The sequence below is a fragment of the Paenochrobactrum gallinarii genome (genome assembly GCF_014205685.1).
GTDB classification, from domain to species: Bacteria; Pseudomonadota; Alphaproteobacteria; order Rhizobiales; family Rhizobiaceae; genus Paenochrobactrum; species Paenochrobactrum gallinarii.
In genome coordinates this window covers 1-24,846 of record NZ_JACIIU010000003.1, presented here as the reverse complement: position 1 = coordinate 24,846, position 24,846 = coordinate 1, and the positions used below count along the sequence as shown (strand labels likewise).

The window sequence follows — 24,846 nt, the reverse complement described above, 5'->3', positions numbered from 1 at the left end:
CCGAAAACCTGTACAGCTTGTGGCGTTTTCTCTTGGCGGGGCATTAAATATGAAGAAATTTGCATGGGGTGTGGTGGGAACCGGAGCCATTGCACAAAACTTTTGTGCCGATATTGCATCGACGCAAACCATGCAGATAAAGGCCGTTTGCTCACGGGACATGGAAAAGGCGAAGCGATTTGGAGCGCTTTATTCAATCAGTACAACTTATGATGATTTTAGCCTCCTGTTGCAGGACGCGGACATCGACGCCGTTTACATAGCAACGCCTAATAATACCCATATATCTTATACATTGCAGGCCATTGCAGCCGGAAAGCCGGTGCTGACAGAAAAGCCGATGGGCTTGCGTGTAAGTGATATTGATCAAATTATTGCCGCGAATGCACAAACATCCAGCTTTGCAATGGAAGGCATGTGGAGTCGCTTTTTGCCCGCAATCACTGCGTTAAAACAGCATATTCATGCTGGTACTATTGGTGAGGTGCAGCTTGTTGAAGCCGATCTTTCTTACTTGAAGCCATTTGATCACGATAGTCGTTTTTTCAATCCGGATTTGGGTGGAGGCGCAGGCTTTGACTTAGGCGTTTATCCATTGTCGCTGACGCTTTATTTGTTAGGTCTGCCTGAACAAACGCGCGGGCAATGGTTTGCGGCGCAAACGGGCTGCGATATGCGCAGTCAGTTTACACTTATCTATCCAAGAGCTGAGGCGAAGCTTGGCTGTGGCTTTGATCGTGACGGTAAAAATCGCTTTTTAATTATGGGCAACAAGGGTGCTATCGAAATTGATGCGCCGTTTTTAAAAGCGAAGAGATTGGTGATTTACTCCGCGAAGGGGCAAAAATATTGGTTGAATTGCTGGCTGAATAAATCGCATTTTTTCCGTAAAATTTTAAACCGCCTGAATCTCCCCGGTCGACGGGTGGAGTTTTATGATTTTGCAGGGCACGGCTTGCAGTTTCAGGCTGAGGCAGTGATGCAAGCTGTGCGTTCACAGCAAAACCAGTCACAGGTGATGCCGCTGGAAGACACACAGGCAGTAGCTGCAATCATCCAATCTGTTCTGTCGAAACCAGCCGTGAAAGCTGGTTAAAAACGGCTTTGCACCTGATAAGGCTGGCTGTGATTATTGGCATTGTTAAGTGCCAGTGCCACTTCGGTGATGTGCAGGGCCACATCGGCTGAAAAGAATGGTTTAGTGCCAATAGATATAGCACGCTCCATATCAGCGATGCCGCGGGCAAAGTCGATTTGCGACGGGAAAGCAGGTAATTTTACGTCCTTTGTTTGTTTTGGATAGCTCAAACGCTTACCCGGAGCAGGACGAAAATTGATAAACTTCCCAAAGCGAGGCTCAATTTGATTGAGCACGCGCTGCATGAAGGAACGCTTTTCGCCCAGTTTTTCAAGACGTATATGGGAGCGCTCATCCCATAAGTCATCAACTGTTATCGAACCATGATCCCCTACAATGGTTAAAGAGCGATCACGTGGCATAGCAAGGCCGCAGGTAACACGCGCGATGGTGCCGGAATGAAATTGCAGGCAGCCTACGGTAAAATCCGGCGCCATTTGAATATGTTCTGTACCTTCACCTTTATCGGGAAAGCTGATAGCGGCAAAGGCATTGACTGTTTTGACAGGGCCAAAAAGCGAAACAAGCCAGGAAAGTGCATAGCCAGCATGTTCCAATGTGCAGCCAATTTCAAATTCATGCAAGCCGGGCCAAGGCGCACCGGAACGTGATTTCCATGTCGCCCATTTATCGCGAAATACAGGGCCGTCTTCCATCTCGGCATAGACAAGGCGCGGCTGGCCGATTTTTTGCAGGTTCTGCTGAACGAGCTTATGCGCATCACTCAATGCATTGGCGGGAGCAGCTGCAAGGATCAGATTTTTTGTCTTTGCTAACTCCACAAGTTTGGCAGCATCATTAAATTCCATTGCCAGTGGCTTTTCACTATAGACGTGCTTGCCAGCATTGAGTGCGGCTGATGAAATATGAAAATGGTTTTCCGGTGTGGTCAGGTTGACGACAATATCAATGCTTAAATCCGCGAGAATCTCTTTGAATGAAGAAAACGCTTTGACTTTGTAATAATGGCAAAACTCGTTGAGGCGCTTTGCATTATGATCATAAGCACCTACAAGCACCAGCTGAGGATAATTGGCCAGACTTGTCATATAATAATCAGCCACAAAGCCGGTGCCTACAAATGCAATATTCACGCATTATCTCCAAAATTTGCGTCCGTGATGTAATGATTTCTTGATGCACTGCCTTTCACGATGAAAGCAGTGCATCAAGTTAAAAAATTATCGCATAGTTCAACTGCGTCCATACATATCGTCAAAGCGGACGATATCATCTTCGCCCAGATATTCACCGCTTTGTACTTCAATAAGCACAAGCGGCAGAATGCCCGGATTTTCCAAACGGTGTTTATGGCCGCATGGAATATAAGTGGACTGGTTGGTGGTCAGCAAAATCTCATCGTCACCATTGGTCACTTTAGCAGTGCCGGAAACGACGATCCAATGTTCAGAGCGATGATGATGCGATTGCAAGCTCAGGCGGCGGCCGGGCTTAACCACAATGCGCTTGATTTTGAAATTGTCGCCTTCTTCCAAAATTGTGTAGCTGCCCCAAGGGCGATGTGCAGTGCGGTGCAATTGTGCCGCTTCATGGCCTTGCTTCTTCAGACGGTTATAGACATTACGCACTTGCTGGGCATTATCTTTATGGGTGACAAGCAGGGCATCGGCTGTATCAACCACCAGCAAATCATCAACGCCAATCAGGCTGACCAGACGGTCTTCTGAATAGACAAAGCTGCCATGGGTATTTTCAAGCACGGCTTCACCATTGACGCGGTTGCCATCCTGATCCGGCTCAACAAGCTCGGCCATGGCTGACCATGAGCCAATGTCTGACCAGCCGCAATCAAGCGGTACGCAGGCGATATTTTGCTGTTTTTCCATCACTGCATAGTCAATGGAAATGGCAGGTGTCGCGGCGAAAAGCTCTTTGTCAATTTCAAAAGTTTCTGCGCCGCCTTGGTGGCCGCTACGCGCCTTTGCAAGCGCTGCCTCAGCACCTTTTAAAACATCAGGGCAATGTTCGCGCATGGCGGCAATCATTGCATCCGCTTGGAAACAGAACATGCCGGAGTTCCAGAAATAGCGACCGCTTTCCACATAAGAACGTGCAGTTGCTTCATCCGGCTTTTCCACAAAGCGCAGCACATTTTCCTGATCGGTTTCTAAATAGCCAAAACCGGTTTCAGGGCTTTCCGGCACAATGCCGAATGTTATGATGCGTCCTGTAGCAGCAAGCTTTTTAGCCTGTTCCACACCTTTGCTGAATGCCTCCTGATCTTGGATCAGGTGGTCGGATGGCAGGATAAGCAGGGTTGTATCGTCGCCAAAAGCAGATTTTGCGTGAAGAGTAGCAAGCGCTACTGCAGCGGCAGTGTCACGTCCCTGCGGCTCCAGCAGGAAAATATCGCCTTCGGATTTTGCTTTGGAATTGCCATAAGCATCAAGGGTGAGGAACAGAAAATCACGATTTGTCACCGTGATGATTTCCTTGACACCTTGCAGAGCTGATGCGCGCTCATAGGTGCGCCCGATCAGCGTGCCACCTTGCGGCAGATCAATAAAAGGCTTTGGATGCGCATCGCGCGATAGCGGCCATAAACGCGAGCCAACACCACCACTGATGATAACAGGAACGAAACTCATTTTATCAAACGCCTTTTGTTTCATGGTCTGCAAGATTTAAACCTTGTTGCAGAATGTGTTGTGCATGGTGTGCGTCACTGGCTTCCGCATAGCATCGAAGCTCTGGCGCATTGCCGGAAGCACGGTAATGTAATGTGCTGCCATCAGTAAAGATAAGACGGATACCGTCTGTTTCGTCCATTTGCTGGATGGTGCCAAATGGTTTGAGAGCTTTCATCAAACTCGCATCTTGTGTGGACAGGCGCTGAATAAAAGCGCCACTTTTTTCATGCGGCACATCTTGCAAGCGATCACTCAAAGCGTGACGGAACTCAAACTGTGCTGCAATAGCCGATAATGGCTGATGTAAAGCTGTTATCTGGCTCATGCAGGCGAGCATTGGCAGTAAGGCATCACGCGTTGGCAGAGCCGTCAGCATGGCTTTCTCAAAATGCACATCGCTGCCGAGCAACACGCCGCCATTTGCTTCAAAGCCAAGCACGGATTTCGCGCCATGCTGAATGGCTTGTTCCATACCTTGAATGACATAGGGCGAGCCGACCCTGGTGCGGCTTGTGTTGAACCGGTTATCCAGTGCAGAATTGGCTGTCACCGGCACGACAATCTGATCACTATTAAGCCATGAGGCCGTGATGGCGCCCAGCAAGTCGCCGCGGATAAAATCACCATTTTCATCAGCAATTAGCGGGCGGTCGGCATCACCATCTGTTGAGACAATCAGATCAAATGAATTGGCTTTTGCCCATTGTTTGAGAAGGCTGATATCTTCGGGACGTAATGCTTCCGTATCAACCGGCACAAATTTATCAGCGCGGCCAAGGGCTGTGACTTTAGCGCCTAAGCCATGCAAAATATCGATGATAAGATCACGGGCAACAGAAGTGTGCTGATAAACGCCGACCGAAAGATCTTTAAAAGTGTTCTTCTGAAAAATATTCAGATACCGGTCGCGATAGGCTGCAAGTGCCTGTGTATCTTTTACCGCATCGCTCAATTGATGTGCGTGGGTGCTTGCTTCAACTTGTTTGTAATGCTGCGCGATTGCCTGCTCATCATGCTTGTCGATTTCACCGTCAGGTCGGTAAAATTTCAAACCATTGCGGTCATCTGGTATATGGCTGCCGGTAATCATGATGCAGGGCGCATGTTGGCGCATAGCATAAAAGCTTAGTGCTGGTGTGGGCAGCAAGCCGCAGTCAACGGGCGTAAACCCCATATCCTGAATGGCGGCCAGACAATATTGCGCAATCTGCGGGCTGGATGGGCGCAAATCTTGCCCTACAAAGACCTTTGCTTTGGCCTTAATCGGCTGGCGATCATTCATGGCTTTTAGAAATGCGAGCGTATAATCATAGGCTGGTTTGCCGCAAAGTTCGCTTGCCAGACCTCGTAATCCGCTTGTACCAAATTTTAATGAATGCGTTGTCATGCCCATACCTGATAAGTTTAACAGCAGGCTAGATTATTTGCCCCTGCTTGGAAAGCTATAGACATCTGAATAGGGTGATAATTTGGTGAAGATTAAGTGTAAATGCCGCTGCTGCCATAAGGAAAATCATTTTCTACAATATGTGCAGGCTCTGCAGTATGTGCAGATAATTTTATTTTCTAATAATGCATCGGGCTTTGCTTGTGCAGATTGCAATGAAGCTTGGGCTGGCCGCTTATCATTTTTTTATTAGTTTTTATGGAAATTTGATTCGCACATCCAGCCCGACTGTATGTCTTAAGCAGTCTTATCCCGCCCTTTAGTTCAGTTCCCTGACGCCGCATTTGACCTGATCAATTGATGTTGCTTTGGCCGCTTCGGCCTTTTGTTGAGCGCTGGTGCAAACTGGCACTTCTTTTTGCTGATAGCCTTTGGCGGCCAGGCAGCGGTCACGTACTCTGCTGCGCAAAGCCTGGTTTTTGTCGTATGTGCTGATGTTACCGGGGATGCTGACTTCCCCAACCTGATAGCATGCAACCTTATCGCCGATTTGGCGGCATTGCGTTGTGCCAGGGTTGTAATAACCCGGAGTGTAATTTGTAACCTGATCAACAGGTACTTCGCGCATTGCCTCGATCGTGCACTCATCATAGTCATATTGTTTTTGACTTATCGACACTCCGGGTTTCCAGAGAAGCGTTACGGTGCTGCAACCCGATAGGATGATGATGGTAGTCAGACCTGTTATCGCGAATGCAAACCGTTTCATCATGGGTGCCCTTGTCGAAGCAATTGTCTGAACGTCTTTTACAAGAAAATAAGCAAATATTCTATGTATTTATCAAAGCGCAGTTGCGTGAACTATGCTTATATCTGGAGGAATTATACCGGCTTTGAGCTGGTTTGATAAGATTGAATTTTATGAGATGGAACGATGACGTAGTGGATACGATTTTTATATATTATATTTTGAAAAAAGAAATTTGGCTGGGGAACCTGGATTCCCAGCGAAAGCATTTTTCTCAATGATTTCAATAGGTGGAAAAATTCCAACACAAAATATGTCACACATTTGTGTATCATTTCGGTGATGAAAGCAACAGCTGATTTTTGAATGATTTTGCTTGCTAAATCTCATATTATAAGAGGAAATGATTTCCGCGTCACTTTAATTACTGTACTGATTGGAGATCAGCAGGTAGAGAGCGATACACCCAATCGTATAGCAACCGCACACGGCTTTCGATCCACCTTCCGTGACTGGGCTTCTGAAAATGGCTATCCACGCGATGTAGCAGAACGAGCCCTTGCGCATACAATAGGCAATGCAACTGAAGCTGCTTATCATCGTACTGATCTATTGGATAAAAGGCGCGGAATGATGGCAGCGTGGGAGAGCTATGCTATGAAATCGTCCTAGATAAAGAGTTTTACGTGGATTTGTAATTTCAAGGTTTGTGTTTAGATTATAGGGCTTATTCAGTAACTAATGGCTAAAGAATTATGACCGCATCACAGTCACGACCCTATCGCATGTCCTTTAGTGTGGGCGGCTTAATGCTGAACGAGAGCCTTATCATCGCAGGGACTTATCAACCCGGCGAGCAGTGGGCAGATGTGCGTGAGCGCTTACTTGGTCAGGGGGTATCGACCTTGCCGAAGTTGGCTTCGCAAACGCGTGCGCTGCGTGAAGTATTTGACCGGATAGGTCATCTCTCCGATGATGAGCGCCATTATCTGTTGACAGAGGCGGATCGTGCTGAGCAGCAGGCTATGATATGGTTATCTGTTTGCCGGAGCTATCGTTTTGTACATGAATTTGCTGTCGAGGTGCTTAACGAGCGTTTTTTGTCCTGGCGACTTGACATGGGACAGGAAGTGTTCGATCTCTTCCTGGCAGAGAAGGCTGAGCAAGATTTAAGTCTTGCGCAACTGTCTTCCTCAACCTGTGCAAAATTACGTCAGGTTCTGTTTCGGATATTGCGTGAAGCTGGTTTGTTAAGTGTCGAAGGTAGAATTCAGCCGGTTTGGTTGTCGGGGCGCATGAAGCGGCTGATTGAGGAGAGTAATCCGGCGGACTTGCGGGTCTTTCCCGGAAATGGGGGGTAATTGTGGGCACGAAAACTGATAGGCGCGCCCGCGCCGAGCACCTATTCAGGGTAGTTTCCAGTGATCGTTTTTTGCAAATGCAAGGGCTGGGAAACGAGGTTCCTTTTTTCATCTGCGCTTTTGATGCCGAAGACGGACTGAGCCTGGGCGAGGATCGCGCGGATCTGATCGCCCGGCTGGGCCACGCTGGCGTGCGCGTACTCGATATCGATCTCTATGACCTTTCACTCAGGATCCTCGAAGATCGGGGAATATTCGAGCAGATTCTTGAGGTTGAAGCCGAAACGGAAAAGGCGGAGCTCAAAGAGCTGTTGCAGGGCGTACTGGACCCGCAGGCGCACCTCATTCCAGAGATTGCGCGGCGTATCGAAGAAGTCCCGCACGACGTGATCTTCCTGTCAGGCGTAGGCGAGGTTTACCCCTACCTGCGGTCGCACAACGTACTCAACAACCTGCAAAGCACCGCGAAAGATCGCCCGACGGTCATGTTCTTTCCGGGAAAATACACGCACGCGCTGGCGACAGGAGCATCGCTGGAATTGTTCGGCTTACTCCATGACGACAAATACTACCGCGCGTTCAATATCATGAATTACGAGGTCTGACCGATGGCTGTTATTCTACGTGATATCTTTGCCAAGCCGGTCGACCGTTCGATCGATGGGGTGATCAAGGCTGACGACAAGGCCAGCCTCCTGACCGAGCTCGATGAATATGTCATCACCAATGAGATCGGCACCCGGCTGGAGCAATTCCTCGACGCCTACAACAATTATGATACCGCGAACGGCGTGTGGATTTCTGGCTTCTTCGGGTCAGGTAAGTCTCACCTGCTGAAGATGCTCGCCCTTCTGCTGGAGAATGACGAGGTCGAAGGGCAGCGTGCCGTCGAAATCTTTGAGCGGAAGCTTGCGGGCAACCCGATGCTGGCGGGGGCTTTGCGCAAGGCAGTGTCGATTCCATCCCGGTCGGTCTTGTTCAACATCGACCAGAAGGCGGATGTGATCTCGAAGGCGGATGTCGATGCGCTTCTCGCCGTCTTCCAGAAGGTCTTTGACGAGATGTGCGGCTATTACGGCAAACTCCCGCATATCGCGCAGTTCGAGCGTGATCTGGATAGCCGGGGGAAGCTTGATGCTTTCAAGGCGGCTTTCGAGCAGTCTTCCGGCAAGCCCTGGGAGCGCGGGCGCGAACAGGCTCTGATGGAAGGCAAGCACATTGCCGCCGCCTTTGCCGAGGTCACGGGCGATGAGGTCAAGGATATTCTTGGTCAGTATCGCAAGGATACGAAGGTCTCGATCGAAGATTTTGCCAATATGGTGAAGTCATGGATCGATGCGCAGGGACCGAAGTTCCGGCTGAATTTCTTCGTCGATGAGGTGGGGCAGTATATCGCTGACAACGTCAAGCTCATGACGAACCTGCAAACCATTGCCGAAAGCCTGAACACTAAGTGCAAGGGGCAGGCCTGGATTGTTGTCACTGCCCAGCAGGACATGGGTTCGGTTATCGGGGATCTGACCGCGCAGCAAGAAAATGACTTTTCGAAAATTCAGGCACGCTTCGCCAACCGGATGCCTCTGAATTCCCAGGATGTGGCCGAAGTCATCCAGCGCCGCCTTCTGGCTAAGACCGAGGCTGGTCAGATCACCCTTGGCAATCTTTACGATGCTGAGGAGAACAACCTGCGCACCCTGTTCGATTTTGGAGATAATTCCTTCAAGTTCAGGAACTTCTCCGGAAAGGAGCAGTTCGTCGCGAGCTATCCGTTCCCGAACTACCAGTACGATCTGTTCCAGCGTGCGATCATGGGCCTCTCTCAGCATAACGCGTTTGAGGGCAAGCATAGCTCGGTCGGCGAACGCTCTATGCTAGGGGTGTTTCAGGAGGTGGCTAAAAAGCTGGCGGATACGCCAGTCGGGGGGCTGGCGACCTTCGACCTGATGTTTGAGGGGATTCGCACTGCCCTCAAATCCTCGGTTCAGCAGTCGATCCAGCTGGCCGAGAAGAACCTTGGCGATGACTTCGCGGTTCGGGTTCTGAAAGTCCTGTTCCTTGTCAAATACGTCAAGGAATTCAAACCGACTGCCCGCAACATATCGATACTCCTGCTGTCCCGGTTCGAGGCGGACCAGACCGAGCAGCGCCGTAATATCGAAGAGGCTTTGTCGCTTCTGGAACGCCAGACGCTGATCCAGCGCAATGGTGAAGTCTATGAATTCCTCACCAATGAGGAAAAGGACGTCGAGGCCGAGATTAAGGCAATTGCCGTCGATCCCGCCGAGATAGAACGGCAGCTCGATGAACTGGCGTTCGGCGCGATCCTACGTCACGGCAAGATCAAGCATGCCGGCACCGGTGTGGACTATGCTTTTACCCGCAGGCTCGACGGGCACAGCCTGAACCGGGAGCATGAGCTTTCCGTCAATATCATCTCGCCGTTCAGCGACGATTCCGACGCACCGGATGTGGTTCGTTCGAACAGCATGGCAAGCGATGAGATGATTGTTCTGCTCGGGCGTGATGTGCGCTTTACGCGCGATCTCATCCTCTGGCTCCAGACCGTAAAATTTGCCCGTCAGGTCACCAGCGGTGACGCTCAGCCCGGCCGAGATCGTATCATTGCGGAAAAGCGTGATCAGAATACGCGGCGCGAAAAGGAACTGGTGCAGCGTCTCCGCACTCTGATCGCAGATGCTCGCCTTTTCGTGCGTGGAGCCGAGCTGGAAATCGGAGGGGAAGACCCGCAGGAACGGCTGGTCAAAGGCTTCCAGGTGCTGGTCGACAAGGTCTATACCAGCCTGCCTGTGCTGCGCGGCGCCACCTACACCGAAGCAGATCTTGGGCGTGCCGGCCGTATCGATGGCGGACTATTCGGCGCCGAAGGCAGCGGTCTGACCGAAGCCGAGCAGGACGTGCTGAATCACGCTCAGGCTCAGATGCGCCTTGGGACGCGGGTCTCGGTCAAGGCATTGGTCGAGAAGTTCGGAGCAAAACCTTATGGCTGGCCCGCCATCGCGGTTCTCTGCCTGACCGCGAGCCTTGTTGCGCGCGGCAAGCTCGAAGCTCGGGCCGACAGCGCTCTCCTGGAGGGTGATGCGCTGATACAGGGGCTGCGCAACAGCCATGCCCTTGGCAACATTCTGCTTTCCCCGCAAATCGAGTTCACTGCCGCCCAGATCCGCAAATCGCGCGAACTGTTTCAGGAGCTGTTCGATCTTCCCGCCTCGGGGAATGACGCGCGCAGTCTCGGGGCGGAGTGGCAGGCGCAGTTGCGCATGCTGCTTGGCGATGTCGAGCAGGAGAGCCGTGCCATTGCAGCCTATCCCTTTGCCGCCGCCCTCGATCCTCTGCGAACTCTGCTCGATAGCATGCGCGACCAGTCGGCGACCTGGTTCATTATCGGCCCGGTTGGGCAGGAAGATCAGCTGCTGGATGCCAAGGAAGATATCCTCGACAAGGTCCGCAGCTTCATCTCCGGACCGCAGAAGGTCATCTATGACGAGGTGCGCGCTTTCCTGACCGCTCAGGATCAGAACGTCACCTTTGCCGAAGATTCTGCCGCCGATGCGCTGCGTCGGGCGCTGGCCGATCCGCAGTGCTTCAAGGGCACCGCGATCCAGGAACTGAAGGCGGATTTCTACGCGCTGAAGGAGCGTATCGAACAAACGGTTCTGGCCGAGCGCAACGCCGTCATAGCGGCGATTGAAGAGGTGGCCGAGAAAACCACCCAGACCTCGGAATTCCGTGCGCTACCGCCAGAGCAGCAGACGCGTATTCGCAATGAGCTTGCCGCGCAGAAAGCCAGCGTGGCCTCGCAAACCCTGATCCCGGCCTTGCGCCATCGGGCGACTGAGGTGCGTTCCAACCTTCTGGCCGATACGCTGACCCGGATCGCCGAACTGACGCCTGCACCAGCACCGGTTCCCGCGCCTCAGCCCGCACCTTCCGGTGGCGTGGCCGAAGCCCCGGCAAAGCCATATGTGCCGCCGGCACCGGCAAAGCCCCAATATGTCAACGCCCAGTCGATCACCGTCTCTATCGGGAAAGCCTATCTCGAAGATGCGGACGATGTGACCCGCTACCTCGACGAGATGAAAAAGACCCTGCTGGCCGAGATCGGCGCGGGCAAGAAAGTGATTGTCTGATGGATACCAACGCGCTCAAGAAATTTGCGCAAAGCGCGCGCAACCTGCTGATCGATCAGGTCACGGCCCGGCTGGACATGGTGCTGGCCGAGGGCGCGGCGGCCCGCCGCGAACACCCCAAGGCAATTGTCAAGCTGGAAGCCGCAGCCAACAGCAACCGCGCGCAGGTGATCGAGCAAGCAGCCTATACCTGGTTCAACCGCTTTACCGCGCTGCGCTTCATGGACGTGACGGGTCTGACCAACCCGCGCGTGGTGTCGCCCGCCGATGGCGCTACCCGGCCCGAGATTCTGGCCGAGGCGATGGCCGGTAACCTGCCGGATCGTGCCCGGCCCGAGATTGCCGAATATCTGAACGGCACCCGCCCCACCCATGACGGGCAGGCCGAAGCCTATCGGCTGCTGCTAATCCATGCCTGCAACGAATGGCACGGCGCGATGCCTTATATGTTCGAGCGCGCCGACATGCTCGACCGGGCCGCAGATTATACCGAACTGCTGATGCCCGACGATCTTCTGTCGCCGGACAGCATCCTTGCCCGCCTGCGCGAGGTGATGACGGAAGATGCCTGCAAGGATGTCGAGATCATCGGCTGGCTTTACCAGTTCTATATCAGCGAAAAGAAGGATCAGGTTTTTGCGGGCCTGAAGAAGAACCAGAAGATCACGGCGGAGAACATTCCTGCCGCGACGCAGCTGTTCACCCCTCACTGGATCGTCCGCTATCTGGTGGAAAACTCGCTGGGGCGATTGTGGCTGCTCAATCGCCCGCAATCGAAGCTGGCGGCGAAGATGGACTATTACATTGCGCCGGAAGAGCCGGAGACGGATTTCCTGCGCATCACCCGGCCCGAGGATATCCGCATCTGTGATCCGGCTTGCGGCTCGGGCCATATGCTGACCTATGCGTTCGACCTGCTCTATGAAATCTATGCCGAGGAAGGCCATGACGCGGCCGACATCCCCGGCCTGATCCTGCAGCACAACCTGACCGGCATCGAGATTGATGACCGTGCCGGTGCCTTGGCGGCATTCGCGCTGTCGATGAAGGCGGCGGCGAAGCTGGGGCGCCGGCGTTTCCTGCGGATGGAGGCGAAGCCCGACATCGCCGTGCTGCAGGATGTGCGCTTCACCCCCGCCGAGATGCAGGATGTGGCCGCCGTGGTGGGCAAGGATCTGTTCACGGATGAACTGCGCGAGACGCTTGGGCAGTTCGAGCAGGCGAAGAACTTTGGCTCGCTGATCGTGCCGACACTGTGTGGTCCGGCCGAGACGTTGCGGGTGGTCGAGGCACGGGATTTTGGTACCGACCTGCTTCTGAAAGAGGTGCAGGAGCGTGTCGTGGCCGTGCTGCGCATGGCCGAGGCGCTGTCGCCGAAATATCATGTGGTGGTGGCTAACCCGCCGTATATGGGCGGCAAAGGTATGAACGGAGCGCTGGGGGATTTTGCTAAAACAAAATATCCCGACAGTAAATCAGACCTGTTTGCGATGTTCATCGAGCGTGGGTTCGGGATAATTTTTCCATCAGGTTATTCCGCGATGGTTACGATGCAATCATGGATGTTCTTGTCGTCGTATGAAAAACTCAGAACAAAACTGAATGATGTAAGCGCGATCACCACCATGTGTCACATGGGGAATATGGTTATGGGAATCGCCTTCGGGACGTCTGCTACGGTGTGGAAGCAGGGACGCTCCGAAATGGGGCAAGGCAGTTTTTTCTATGTTGAGTATGCTGACCTAGATGAAAGCGGCGTTCCGGGACAATTTCCTCCACACAATGTGCGCAATAAAAAGCAGCGAGGCTGTGGCTGGCTTTACCGCGCTTCAGCGGAAGATTTCGAGAAAATTCCGGGCAGCCCGATTTCTTATTGGGCATCGCATCAGCAGGTTCGGATGTTTGCGGACAATCCAAAGCTCGGCGAGATATCAAATGTTGTGGAAGGAACAACGACGGGTGATGTGGGTCGGTTTCTCAAGCTTTGGACTGAGATTTCCGCGGAAGATTTTAGCAGGCAAAATACAAAAGACAGAAGTTTATTGAGTGGAAGGCAGAAGTGGTTTCCATACAATAAGGGCGGCGAGTACAGAAAGTGGTATGGAAATAACGAATATGTAATTAATTGGCAGGATAACGGAAGGGATGTAAAGAATTATGCCGGCTCATTTGTGAGAGGGGAGAAGTACTATTTCCTGCCAGGGGTGACATGGTCAAAAGTTTCTTCTGGCTATCCGAGTTTTAGGCGATTTGGTTCTGGATTTGCATTTGATACTGGAGGCTTGTGCTTATTTTCAAGTGTGCCGCTCGATGAAATTTGCGGCCTACTAAATTCGAAGGCTGTATTTGGGGTTATTGGTCTTCTTTCTCCAACTCTAAACTATACAGTTGGGAATATTTCTTCGATCCCTGTAATTCGGGTTAGTGGTCCGACGTCTGACAACGTGACACGCTTGTGTACTTTGTCTAAAATAGATTGGGACACCTTCGAAACCTCCTGGGATTTCACAACGCTGCCGCTGCTCCACCCCGACCACCGGGGAGAAACGCTCGCTGCCACTTACGTCGCCCTCCGCGCCCATTGGCAGGGTACGACGGACGAGATGCAGCGGCTGGAGGAAGAGAACAACCGCGTCTTCATCGACGCCTATGGTTTGGCTGATGAACTCACCCCCGAGGTGCCGATCGAGGAGATCACCCTCACGTGCAACCCGGCCTATCGCTATGGCATGAAGTCCTCGGAGGAGGATCGCGAGGTGCGGCTGCGTGAGGATACGGTGGCCGAATTCCTCCACTATGCCGTGGGCTGCATGTTCGGGCGCTACAGCCTCGGCGCGCCGGGCCTGATCCTCGCCAATCAGGGAGAGGGGGTGGAGGAGTATCTGGCCTGCGTGCCGGAACCGACCTTCGCGCCTGACCGTGACAATGTCATCCCGGTGCTGGATGCCGACTGGTTCGCCGATGACATCGTCACCCGCGCCCGGGACTTCCTGCGTGTCACCTTTGGCGAAGCGAAGTTCCGCGAAAACCTCGCCTTTATCGAAAAGGCGCTCGGCAAGGATCTGCGCAAATGGTTCACGAAGGACTTCTTCGACTACCACGTTCGCCGCTACAAGAAGCGCCCAATCTACTGGATGTTCTCCAGCCCCAAGGGCAGCTTCAACGCACTGATCTATATGCACCGCTACCGGCCCGACACCGTCTCGGTCGTACTGAACCAGTATCTGCGTGAGTTCATCCACAAGCTGGAGGTCGAGCACGCCCGACTGGAAAAGCTGGCCATGGATCCTACAGCTACGCCCGCCCAGCAAACAAAAGCGCAGAAGGAAACAGCCACGGTAATCAAACAGATCGCCGAACTGACCGAATGGGAACGCGATGTCGTCTATCCGATGGCGCAGCAGAAAATTGCCATCGATCTGGATGACGGGGTGAAGCGCAACTATCCGCTGTTCGCCGGCGCGTTGAAGCCGATCAAGGGGCTGGAGGCTGCGGATGACTGACCGCATCACCGCCGGCCTGATGCGCCTCTATGAGGATCAGGGCCGCCGCATCGTCTTCTGGTATGACGCCGCCCGCGATCTGCGCGCGGCGTTCGACGCGGTGGATCTGCCGGGCGTGACCAAGGTCGAGATCGTCAACAACGAGTTTGGCCTGAAATACCGCATGTTGCGGCAGGAGCCGAAGGCGCGCTTCCTGCTCTACAAGGATGGCCCTGAACTGCCGAGGGAGGAAAACTGGTTGCTGGATGTGCAACTGGCCAGCGCCGTGTTCAGCGCCGATCAGGCGGCGATCTGGGTGGCTGATCTGGGTATTCCAGTGAAGTACGATGACGCCGTGCGTGATCACCTCGAATTCTACCGTTCTGGCAAGCGGCTGGAAGCGCTGCGCGCCATCGAGCGCGAGCGGCCATCTCAAAGCGCCAACGATGTCCGCCGCAAGATGCTGGCGGTCTGCTCCGGTGCGGATGGCGATCTCGATACGGTGATCGAGGCGTTGCTGGCTGAACTGGCTGATGGACAGGATGATTCACTGCGGCTCATCGACCGGGTTGGGCTGGCGGAGTTTTTCTGGAAAGAGGTTTCGGCGCGCTACGGCTATTCGACGGATACCCCGGATTTTCAGGATTTCGCCATCACGCTGTTTTCCAGCGCATGGGCGCGGGCTATGGGCGAGACTGCGCCCCTGAATACCAATGCCGCGCTGATGTTCCGCCGCTGGAGCGCCTCGCGCCGGTGGGGTGAGGCGTTCGAGAAACTGTCGGGCGACTATCAGGATGTGTTGAAGATCAGGGATGATCTCGCCTCGCGCGATTTCCGCGTCCTGATCCCGCATGACCATTTCGAGGAAGTGGACCGGCGGATCGTTGTCGCCATCGTTGAAGGGCTGGCCGAACAAAGCCTGCCGGCGACAGATGTGCTGAAATGGGTGCGCGACCGCCGCCAGAGCCATTGGTATGGCCGTTACGCCGATGTTTATCAGGCCATCGGCTATGCGACGGAGTTCCAGCAGGCCCTGGCCGAAGCCGACCTGACCATGACGAGCCTGTCCGATGGCGTGAAGCGCTATTCCGCAAGCTGGTTCCGGCTGGACCAGCTCTACCGCAAGTTCATCTATCACATGCAGAAAAGCGGGCAGTCGGGGCTGCTCTCCGCGCTCTATGAGGCGGTCGAGAACCGCTACACCACGAATTTCGTGCTGAAGCTGAACGACGCCTGGCAGGATCAGGTTGCCCGCCTGACGGACTGGGCGATTCCGGGCTTTCCGCGTCAGATGGATTTCTACCGCGAACAGGCCGCAGAGTTCAGGCGCAAGGACCAGAAGGTCGTGGTCATCATCTCGGACGCGCTGCGCTATGAGGTGGCCGAAGAGGCGCTGCGCGAGATCCGCAAGCTCAACCGGTTTGATGCCGATTTGAAGCCGATGATCGGGGCCTTGCCCAGCTATACCCAGCTCGGAATGGCGGCGCTCTTGCCGCACCGGCAACTGACGATCCGCGATGACAATGATCTGGTGCTTCTGGACGGCGAAAGTACCATGGGTGCCGCCGCTCGTGAAAAGGCGCTGGTGGCGGGCCGGGCTGGAGATCGGGCCAAGGTTCTGGTGGCGAAAGATTTCATGAATCTCGGCTCATCAGAGGGCAAAGACCTCTTTCGGGATCACGACATCCTCTACCTTTACCACAATCAGATTGACGCGATTGGCGACAAGCTCGCCACCGAAGAAAATGTTCCTGCGGCGGCCGAGACGGCCATCGAGGATCTGGTGAAGCTGGTACGCAAGCTGACCTCGGCCAATTTCTCGAACATTCTGATCACAGCCGATCATGGGTTCCTGTGGCAGCACAAGGCATTGGAAGAAAGCGGTTTTGCGCTGAGTGAGCCGGAAGGCGATATCGTCACACGCAACCGTCGCTATGTGATCGGGCGAGGTCTTAGCAGCAGCGGTGGTATGAAGAAGTTCACAGCGGCACAGCTTGGTCTGGATGGTGATCAGGACATCCTGATCCCGAACTCGATCAACCGTCTGCGCGTGAAAGGATCAGGCAGTCGTTCTGTCCATGGCGGGGCGAGCCTGCAGGAGATCGTCCTGCCGGTTCTGCGTGTGGGCAAGCAGCGCAAGGAGGATATCGGGCAGGTGTCGGTGCAGATCATTCCTCCGGCCCGCGCCCAGATCACCACCGGCCAAATCCAGATCACATTCTATCAGGCGGAGCCGGTTACCGAGAAACAGCAGCCCCGGCAGGTCTATGCCGCAATCTTTGCCGGCGATGAAACGCTCATCTCGGACGAAGCCAAGCTGGAATTCGATTTCGCGTCCGAGAACCCGCGCGAGCGTGAGCTGTCGCGGAGCTTCCTGCTGTCCAAGGCGGCAGACGCCTATAACAATCAGACAGTCTTCCTGAAGCTGCGAACGCGCATCGGCAAGACCAGCCATTTCGAAGATCACGCTTCGCAGCCGCTGCTGCTGAAACGCGGGATCAGTACAGATTTCGATTTCTGAGGTGCCGATGTCGACCCTTGATGACAAGATCAATGAGCATTTTGCCGGTTTCGTGGTCCGTAAGGACCTGGTGAAGGCCGTGAAGGGGAACGCCATTGTCCCCACTTATGTGCTCGAATACCTTCTCGGCCAGTATTGCGCGACCGATGACGAAGCCTCGATTGCGACAGGCATTGAAACGGTCAAGGACATCCTGCGCAAGCACTACGTCCATCGTTCCGAAGCGGGGTTGGTACAATCAACGATCAAGGAGCGTGGCCGCTACAAGGTCATCGATCAGGTTAGCGTGGCGCTGAATGAAAAGACCGATGCCTATGAGGCGGTCTTTGAAAACCTCGGTATCAAGCGGGTTGCCATCGACAGCGCCACGGTAAAGGCGCACCCGAAACTGCTGGTTACGGGTATTTGGTGCATCGCCGATGTGCAGTACGAATTTTCGGAAGACAGCCGGATCTCCCCCTGGATCATCGACACGTTGAAGCCGATCCAGATCGCCCGTGTGGACTATGACGGCTATCGCGAGACGCGGGACAAGTTCACCACCGAGGAATGGATCGATCTGCTGATGCAGAGCATCGGCTTTGATCCGTCACTGTTCGGGCGCAGGTCAAAGCTTTTGCAACTGTTGCGCCTGGTGCCATTTGTTGAGCGTAACTACAACCTCATCGAGCTTGGTCCCAAGGGGACGGGAAAATCTCATATCTATTCCGAGTTTTCACCACATGGTCAGCTGATCTCGGGCGGTGAAATCACGGTTCCCAAGCTTTTCGTGAACAATTCCAATGGCCGGATCGGATTGGTCGGCTTTTGGGATGTCGTGGCCTTTGACGAATTTGCCGGCCGCGAGAAGACGGCCAACAAGGCGCTTGTCGATATCATGAAGAACTACATGGCAAACAAGCAGTTCTCTCGTGGTGTAAATCCGATGGGCGCCGAGGCCAGCTTCGCCTTCGTCGGCAACACGGACCATAACGTGCCTTGGATGCTCAAAAATACGGACCTGTTCGAAGCTCTGCCGCCGCAGTTCCACGACAGCGCCTTTATTGATCGATTGCATGCCTATCTGCCCGGATGGGAGGTCGACATCATCCGGGGAGAGATGTTCACATCTGGCTATGGGTTCATTGTTGACTATCTCGCCGAAATCCTGCGCCATCTGCGTGCGGAGGACTTCTCGCACCGGCCAGATCGCTATTTCACCATTCCGGTTCAGACCCATACCCGGGACCGTGCGGCGATCAACAAGACCATGTCAGGTCTGCTGAAGCTGATCTTCCCGAATGGAGGCGAGACAGAAGCCGAAGTTGAAGAACTGCTGCGCTTTGCGATTGAATGCCGAAAGCGGGTGAAGGATCAGCTCCTGCGGATCGACAGCACCTTTGAGGCAGCAGATTTCCATTACATCGCATCGGATGGCGCAAAGCGCGCCGTCGCCACGCTGGAGGAAGAGGAGTTCCCCCAGTTCTACCACCGTCGATCAACCGACGATGGAAGTGAAGGTACGAATCAACAAGAGATTGGGTTGGTACCGGCAGAGCCGGTCTCAACGGTGGCTGCTTCCGCAGCACCTGCCGTTGCCGCTGCCCCGCACTCACCCCCAACTCCCGGACATGTCGTTTTCACAGAAAACCGCAAGGGCATCAGTTTCGACAAGATCTTTGGTCCTTGGACGGATGGCGCGACGCGGATCATCATCACAGACCCCTATATCCGAAAGTTCCATCAGGCGCGCAACGTGATGGAACTGATCGAGATGCTGATCAGGCGCAAACAGCCTGAAGATCAGATCGCTGTGCATCTTGTCACGGCTCCGGACGATGGGAACATCCAGGAGCAGCGAGAGTGCCTGGACGGGATTGCTGAAGCCTGCACAGGCACGGGCGTTGATTTCACCTGGGCGTTTGATGGGAGCGGAACGCTCCATGCCCGCGACATCACGACAGACACCGGATGGAAGATGGTTCTGGATCGTGGGCTGGATATTTTTCAGCCGACCCCCCGGAAGATGAACGGTTTCTCGCTGGGAGAACGGATGCAGGAGCACCGAATGGTTCGTGGTTTTTACATAACCTATATCCATTCACAGTAAAATTTTAGGCCAAAAGTTCGAAACTGGAGGTTTAGAAAGAAATAATGGTGCAGATCTGTATTGTTTATCTGGTGCGTCATTCTTTGAATTTTTGCGTCTGGAAAGACTGCAAAATTGTTGCAAGCGATGTGCGCCGGATTTACGAAGCCGTCATAGCAGAAAAGGCCGCCATTGAACTAGATGTATTCGAGGGAAAATGGCACGGGAAATATGCTTCCATTGGCTCTGCACGGCGCAGGGTGTGGCAAGAAGTCATCCCATTCTTTACTTTCAATCCAAGTATCCGTTGGTCTTGCACCGGTTGTATTCCGGCCTATCTCTCATGTTATGCGGTTTTTTCTCAAATGCCACCGGCGATTTCCAGCCAAATGTTGAATGTCTTCGGCGTGGATTATAAAAGCCATTTATATATTCGAAGAGTGCAGTCTCAATGATTCGCCTTGTTTGCCAGTGCCTGCGCCAAATCAATTCAGCCTTTAATGATTTAAAGCAGCTTTCTATTGCGGAGTTATCAAAACAATTACCTTTCCCGCTCATGGACGGCATAAATCGATATTTGAGCAGTAGCTTTTGATATTCTTGAGCGCAATATTGGCTCCCACGACGAATAGTGCATATTTTAGCACAATACACATCAACCAAGCAGCATGAAACCTAACCAGGGTGTATCTTAGCTGGATAGAAAAACTGTTCAGAAAAACAGGACCACTTCACTTTCACTTTTAAAAAATAATAATAAATTATTATTTAGCGGAAATTATTTCCGCTAAATCTTGTTCTGCACGAGAGTGTCGCTTTCTTTTAAAGGTTGATTAAGTTTCAGATTGCTTTCCGAGCTTGTAATAACGGCTAAGCGTGCGTGCCCACCCTTGATCAAGATTGAGCAGCCATAGTTGTGACGTCAGGCCCGCAGGCACGACTTCACCTAAGAGCGGATGATTTATGATAGTGCCATAGAGGCACGGTATGTCACGTTTTGCAGGTTCCCAGTTGCCAATGACAGGTGCTTGCTCAAGAGTTTCTTGGGTCGGTCCAGTGCCCTCTAAGAAACTTTCCATATCGTGGATTAAAGCTTTCATAAGCGTGATATTTTGGCGAATGGATGCTTCGTTCATGTGTCCATTTTGAATAATCATTATTCGATCCTATTTTTGAATACAGTAGGTCATTCGTTTTTGCGGGCACAAAAACGGGTGGGATTTTTATTGGGTAATATTACTGACTGAGTGGACTAAGGCTTGAGGATCACCTCAAACCATCAAGCGGTTTCGCTTGTCTTGGATAAAGGTGGCTTAAACCTTAGCCGGTGGCAGCAATCCTGATTGCTGCCTTGTTGGATAAACAATGACCGTTTGGCTATTCGGGTGTTAAAATGCTCAAGCTCGGTAGTTTCACATTCTTATTCGAAGAATGAACGATGCGCTTGATATCAGCAATTAATTGCTGAAGTCGTTTTTCTTCATCAGGCGCATTGGGTCTGCTGAGCACCATATTGAGATCATTTAACGCATGCTTCTGCCACGATGCGATCTTTTCTGCTGTCCCTGGTGTCCCTGTAAATTTATCAGCATCCTTTAACGACCAAATGCCTGTTTCTTTTTGACTATGCTTCAACAATGGATCGATGCATGCGAATTCGATGCTTTTAATGTCTTTGCCGTAATACTGCTTAAATAATGGTAACAAGTGTAAATTACCATCCAGAGATCGCTGCTTCCATTCCTCCAGGCGTTTTGGCTGATCTGCCAATCCGTATGCCATATGCAGCCAGAGCAGTTTTTTGCTTTCGGTATCGTAATGGCAGATATCAAAAGCATAATTTTCATCTGCTAATATCATTTTGGTTAATTCTACTTCATTATTAATGTCATAGTTGACTACAAGGCCTCTAGCATCCAATATATCTTCGAGTTCATCCATAGTGATTGGCATTTTGTTCTTTTCATCCTCTTTTGATGAGGAGGGATTATGCGTAGAAAGTGCTTTTTCAAGAAAAGCAATAATGCTTACCCCTTCATATAGCGGTGTCAGCTCTAACAAAGTTTGTCTGGCAACAGCTCTGGCTTGGGCAGGGTTGCTGGCGGTTTGTATAGCAACGTATAAATTTGAATATCGTGTAGTGATAAATACGCCACGTGACCAATACCGTCTTGGCAGTGGTGTGGTGTAAAAGGTGATATCGCCGATTGGGGCTTGATATAACATAGGTTCTCCTGTTCCGGCAGCATGTGCACACCAGATTGCAAGCTCTTTTGTAGCTGCGGCTACTTGAGCGGTTGTTGAATGACGAGCAGCGTCAACCGACGATGTCTGCAAACACCGGAAGCGACTGCCAGTTTTATAATTTACATGAGGGGGTTCGTTCGGTTTATGACGTCACGAACGCATTTGGAGCGGAAATTATTTCCGTTTCAGTCCTGTAAAAACTGCTGAGCAGATTACAGGTGCTTTCATTTTAAAATGGGTATCGGTATAGCTGGCCATAGCCCGTCTTCCTTTTCGAGAAGGTTTCAGGTCAGGCTCCGTTATGGTGTTGGCGCACCTAGCGGAGCCGTTTTTTATGTTCTGTGATTGAACATGGATAAACTATGACAGGACCGGCAAAACCCGGGAAGGCCCTCATATGAAAATACCTGTGGGCACATTTGAATATAGTTGTTGGCTGCACGTTTTTATGAAGCTCGGGATCCATGAAATTAAGCGACATTAAACAGCGTTTTTCGTCTTAACCTGCAGATAAAAATAGTAAAAATCTGCCGCCAGCGTTTCCAAATAATTATTCCTGGAAAACTCTATAATTGCGATTCATCTGCAAACGCCGTGCTATGAAGTAACGGGGGGAAGACAAAATTGAGCACAAACGATGTTTGCCAAATCATTTAAGAATGGCTGCCATCATTATCAGATGTGAAACCCTCAATTAATTCATAGATATCGTAACGAAGGCAAGCTCATTTGATTGGGGTATCGTCTTCCTTCAAATGAAGCTTTCTAAAAAACTGCCAATCTGATTTCGTGTATTTTTCAATAAGGTCATCTAAGACACCATAGCTTGCAGCTTTATCAAAACCCTGAGATTTCAGTCTGCGAACGATCATGTCGCAATAGCCCTCGAGCAAGTGCATTTGATTGGTCTTATAAGATCTCATGATGAACATATGCAGCAAGACGCGGGCTATATCATCCCGCGATGGTTTTCGGTCTCGTTTATGGCGCTCACGCACCCTTTGCTGACGTTCACGTTGTTTGCGTAAGCGCTCCGCCTCTTGCTTTCTGATTGTCATAATTTAAGTCTCACGGATTTATACCAATAGCGTGAGCTCAAAAAACTGTCGGCGCAATCATTATTTCGCTTTCGCAAACGCCGTTTGTTTTTGAATCAGAATTCAAGAGTTCAGAAACGGTAATCCAGTATTTTGAATCGGATTATTGCAAATTTTTCTGAATTGAAATGCATTGCCGCCAATTTGTAGTGCTCTGCGGGCAACTCCAATCAGGTTGCGGGTAAGGCAACTCACTGTCCCGGCAACCTGAAAGAATAGAAAATAAAGAAATCCTCTTTTCTTCAGGTGTTCCTATTGGCTTCGACAAACGGCGTTTGATCGAAGGTTATAAAACAATGCAGAGCACGGGTGATTGAAGTCGCGACGTAACTGAAATGTGGGCTGGATTAAGTCATTTTGGCAATCGTTACTGATCAGGTTGGATGTCTGCCATATGATCGGCAATAGCAGCGCAAAATCGCTCGTTTTTGAGCGAAATTTTTGGATTTCAAAAATCATGAAAATAATAACTATATGAATTCATTGATAAATATGCTATAATGACATTGGGCGAGTTTGGCCCGATATTTTGTAAGATTTTAATTTAGGATTTTAAAATGGTAATTATTAAGACAAGAAATACAAAATCAAACACTCAAGATCGTGGGTTTGAATATGAAGCAGCAGGACTGGATAAAGAGCAAATCGAAAGCTTAAAAAAGTGCCATGAACATATTGTCGGGCTTGGCCGACGCTCTACTGAGCAAGCTTTTGATTTAGGTGCGCATCTCGCCAAAGCGCATGAACTCATTCCGGATCGGACATTTGGTAAATGGGTTAAGGCCTGCTGTGGCTTCACGGATCGTACCGCACGCAACTATGTTGCGGTTCATAGGAAGCTTGGTAGTCACCGAGATAAACTCGTCGAACTTGGCGCTGCTTCGACAGCTCTATTCGAACTAACCAAAGCGGATGACAGCCAAGTTACTGAGATTTTATTGCATGCTTCGGAAACTGGCAGGCTTCAGATTAAAGATATCAGGAAGATAACGCAGGTCGGAAAACCTGAGCCTTTTAAAACGACCATTGATCCTTTTGAAGTGGGTGGGATTGAAGGACTGAGCCAGCTGATGGCGATTAAAATTCGCGATGGGCTTAAGTCTTTCGAAAAACACGTGACTGAAATCATTCAGATCGTTGCAGCGGAGTTACAACAGAAAGCGCAAGGCAAGCGTATTCTAAAAGAACAGGTTTTTGATGAAATCAAAATGCTTGCCCGTTTTGCCTGCGCCGAACTTTGCAATCTTGCGCTGCCAGTCGCACCTAATCCTGCCGTTTTGGTTCGGATCGAACAAGCCACTTCGTTCCCTCGATACTCGGATTGGGAAAAGGTTCGTATTATGCTCGAGAAACTCAGCATTAAAGAACATTGGCCAGCGGCGACCGCATTACCGGACTGGTTTACGCAAGAAATACTGCCCACTCTACAATGGTCGATTTCTAAAACTGCGCCTGCATCCCTAGAGCCAATGCAGGTACCTTCAAAGCCAAGTGTCGTAACTGTAAAACCGTTGGTAAAGCACACTTCACCGCGTCGCAGTGAGTTTGATGATTTGGGTACTGCGCTGGATCGTGCTTTTGCGATTTCAGCTAAGGCAGCGGAGCAACGTGCGATTTAATTCAGGCTGGCGGTTTGAAGTTATTTATTCTGCTAGTGGCAAGATGCTTTGCGGCATCTTGCCATTTTTTATTGATGGTGACGAACCTTTGTATCTGGCAGTCAATGGTGGTTCTCGTAAGGGCCGCTATTGAGGACAACCGAGACCGCATTAACATCAAGAACCCAAACGTAGGCGGATGTAGCTGTATGAGGTGCGACACTAAAAGAGAGGCCTACTAGATTGTTACAGCGAATTTGTTTCTCATGGCCAATTGGATCATCAAACAGCCTTCCCATGTGTAAGAGACTGTTTATTATTTTGTGTAAGTTGCCGCTTCTTTTACAAGTGATCTTTCAAACGATGATCAAAATGTATCGTAAACCAATTCATGGCTAAA

At 51.6% G+C, this 24,846-nt stretch carries 16 protein-coding genes and 2 pseudogenes; 10 read left to right on the top strand and 8 right to left on the bottom strand.

All coding sequences use genetic code 11. The annotated features are described in order from the left end of the window. Positions 1-49: 49 nt before the first annotated feature. Positions 50-1,096, top strand: coding sequence for a Gfo/Idh/MocA family protein (locus FHS77_RS04530; RefSeq protein WP_184220698.1), 1,047 nt, complete (start codon positions 50-52; stop codon positions 1,094-1,096). Here the strand turns inward: FHS77_RS04530 and FHS77_RS04525 are convergent. From FHS77_RS04525 to FHS77_RS04510, 4 genes are all read right to left on the bottom strand, one after another. Continuing rightward, a complete protein-coding gene (locus tag FHS77_RS04525) occupies positions 1,093-2,232 on the bottom strand; it encodes a Gfo/Idh/MocA family oxidoreductase (protein ID WP_184220695.1) in 1,140 nt (379 codons plus the stop codon). The genes FHS77_RS04530 and FHS77_RS04525 overlap by 4 nt on opposite strands. Positions 2,233-2,331: 99 nt before the next feature. Continuing rightward, entirely contained in the window at positions 2,332-3,747 is a 1,416-nt protein-coding gene (locus tag FHS77_RS04520) for a mannose-1-phosphate guanylyltransferase/mannose-6-phosphate isomerase (protein WP_184220692.1), read from the bottom strand. Between the two features lie 4 nt (positions 3,748-3,751). Further along, a complete protein-coding gene (locus tag FHS77_RS04515; RefSeq protein ID WP_184220689.1) occupies positions 3,752-5,176 on the bottom strand; it encodes a phosphomannomutase in 1,425 nt (474 codons plus the stop codon). Between the two features lie 319 nt (positions 5,177-5,495). Continuing rightward, positions 5,496-5,948: a hypothetical protein gene (locus FHS77_RS04510; protein WP_184220686.1), complete on the bottom strand. Its 453-nt coding sequence runs from the start codon at positions 5,946-5,948 to the stop codon at positions 5,496-5,498. A gap of 456 nt (positions 5,949-6,404) precedes the next feature. Between FHS77_RS04510 and FHS77_RS04505 the strand changes: the two are divergent. The 8 genes and pseudogenes from FHS77_RS04505 to FHS77_RS04470 form a co-directional block, all read left to right on the top strand. Next, positions 6,405-6,596, top strand: a pseudogene (locus FHS77_RS04505) (integrase); the annotation flags it as partial. A gap of 83 nt (positions 6,597-6,679) precedes the next feature. After that, positions 6,680-7,285 carry a DUF1819 family protein gene (locus tag FHS77_RS04500; RefSeq protein WP_184220683.1) on the top strand — a complete coding sequence of 202 codons (606 nt, stop codon included), beginning with the start codon at positions 6,680-6,682 and terminating at the stop codon, positions 7,283-7,285. Between the two features lie 2 nt (positions 7,286-7,287). Then, positions 7,288-7,890, top strand: coding sequence for a BREX protein BrxB domain-containing protein (locus FHS77_RS04495; RefSeq protein ID WP_184220680.1), 603 nt, complete (start codon positions 7,288-7,290; stop codon positions 7,888-7,890). Positions 7,891-7,893: 3 nt separating this feature from the next. Beyond that, positions 7,894-11,433: a BREX system P-loop protein BrxC gene (brxC, locus tag FHS77_RS04490; RefSeq protein WP_184220677.1), complete on the top strand. Its 3,540-nt coding sequence runs from the start codon at positions 7,894-7,896 to the stop codon at positions 11,431-11,433. Continuing rightward, positions 11,433-14,936 carry a BREX-1 system adenine-specific DNA-methyltransferase PglX gene (gene pglX / locus FHS77_RS04485; RefSeq protein WP_184220674.1) on the top strand — a complete coding sequence of 1,168 codons (3,504 nt, stop codon included), beginning with the start codon at positions 11,433-11,435 and terminating at the stop codon, positions 14,934-14,936. The genes brxC and pglX overlap by 1 nt, the downstream gene beginning before the upstream one ends. Then, the gene (pglZ, locus tag FHS77_RS04480) at positions 14,929-17,436 is read left to right on the top strand and encodes a BREX-1 system phosphatase PglZ type A (protein ID WP_184220671.1); all 2,508 of its coding nucleotides are present in this window, start codon (positions 14,929-14,931) and stop codon (positions 17,434-17,436) included. Before pglX ends, pglZ begins: the two co-directional genes overlap by 8 nt. Positions 17,437-17,443: 7 nt before the next feature. Next, positions 17,444-19,525 carry a BREX system Lon protease-like protein BrxL gene (gene brxL, locus FHS77_RS04475; RefSeq protein WP_184220668.1) on the top strand — a complete coding sequence of 694 codons (2,082 nt, stop codon included), beginning with the start codon at positions 17,444-17,446 and terminating at the stop codon, positions 19,523-19,525. Positions 19,526-19,569: 44 nt separating this feature from the next. Continuing rightward, positions 19,570-19,959 (top strand): transposase, encoded by a 390-nt coding sequence (locus FHS77_RS04470; protein ID WP_184220666.1) that lies wholly within the window; start codon positions 19,570-19,572, stop codon positions 19,957-19,959. On the opposite strand, the pseudogene FHS77_RS04465 reads toward FHS77_RS04470, so the two are convergent. From FHS77_RS04465 to FHS77_RS04450, 4 genes and pseudogenes are all read right to left on the bottom strand, one after another. Further along, positions 19,859-20,128: pseudogene (locus tag FHS77_RS04465) on the bottom strand (IS3 family transposase); the annotation flags it as partial. The gene FHS77_RS04470 and the pseudogene FHS77_RS04465 sit on opposite strands and share 101 nt — an antisense overlap. Before the next feature lie 209 nt (positions 20,129-20,337). Beyond that, positions 20,338-20,661: a DUF6634 family protein gene (locus FHS77_RS04460; RefSeq protein WP_184220662.1), complete on the bottom strand. Its 324-nt coding sequence runs from the start codon at positions 20,659-20,661 to the stop codon at positions 20,338-20,340. A 220-nt stretch (positions 20,662-20,881) separates the two neighbouring features. Next, complete coding sequence (locus tag FHS77_RS04455) at positions 20,882-21,730, bottom strand: hypothetical protein (protein WP_184220660.1); 849 nt, start codon at positions 21,728-21,730, stop codon at positions 20,882-20,884. A gap of 746 nt (positions 21,731-22,476) precedes the next feature. Beyond that, positions 22,477-22,809: a hypothetical protein gene (locus FHS77_RS04450; protein WP_184220657.1), complete on the bottom strand. Its 333-nt coding sequence runs from the start codon at positions 22,807-22,809 to the stop codon at positions 22,477-22,479. Positions 22,810-23,405: 596 nt separating this feature from the next. On the opposite strand from FHS77_RS04450, the gene FHS77_RS04445 reads away from it, so the two are divergent. Next, positions 23,406-24,467, top strand: coding sequence for a hypothetical protein (locus tag FHS77_RS04445; RefSeq protein ID WP_184220655.1), 1,062 nt, complete (start codon positions 23,406-23,408; stop codon positions 24,465-24,467). Positions 24,468-24,846 lie beyond the last annotated feature (379 nt).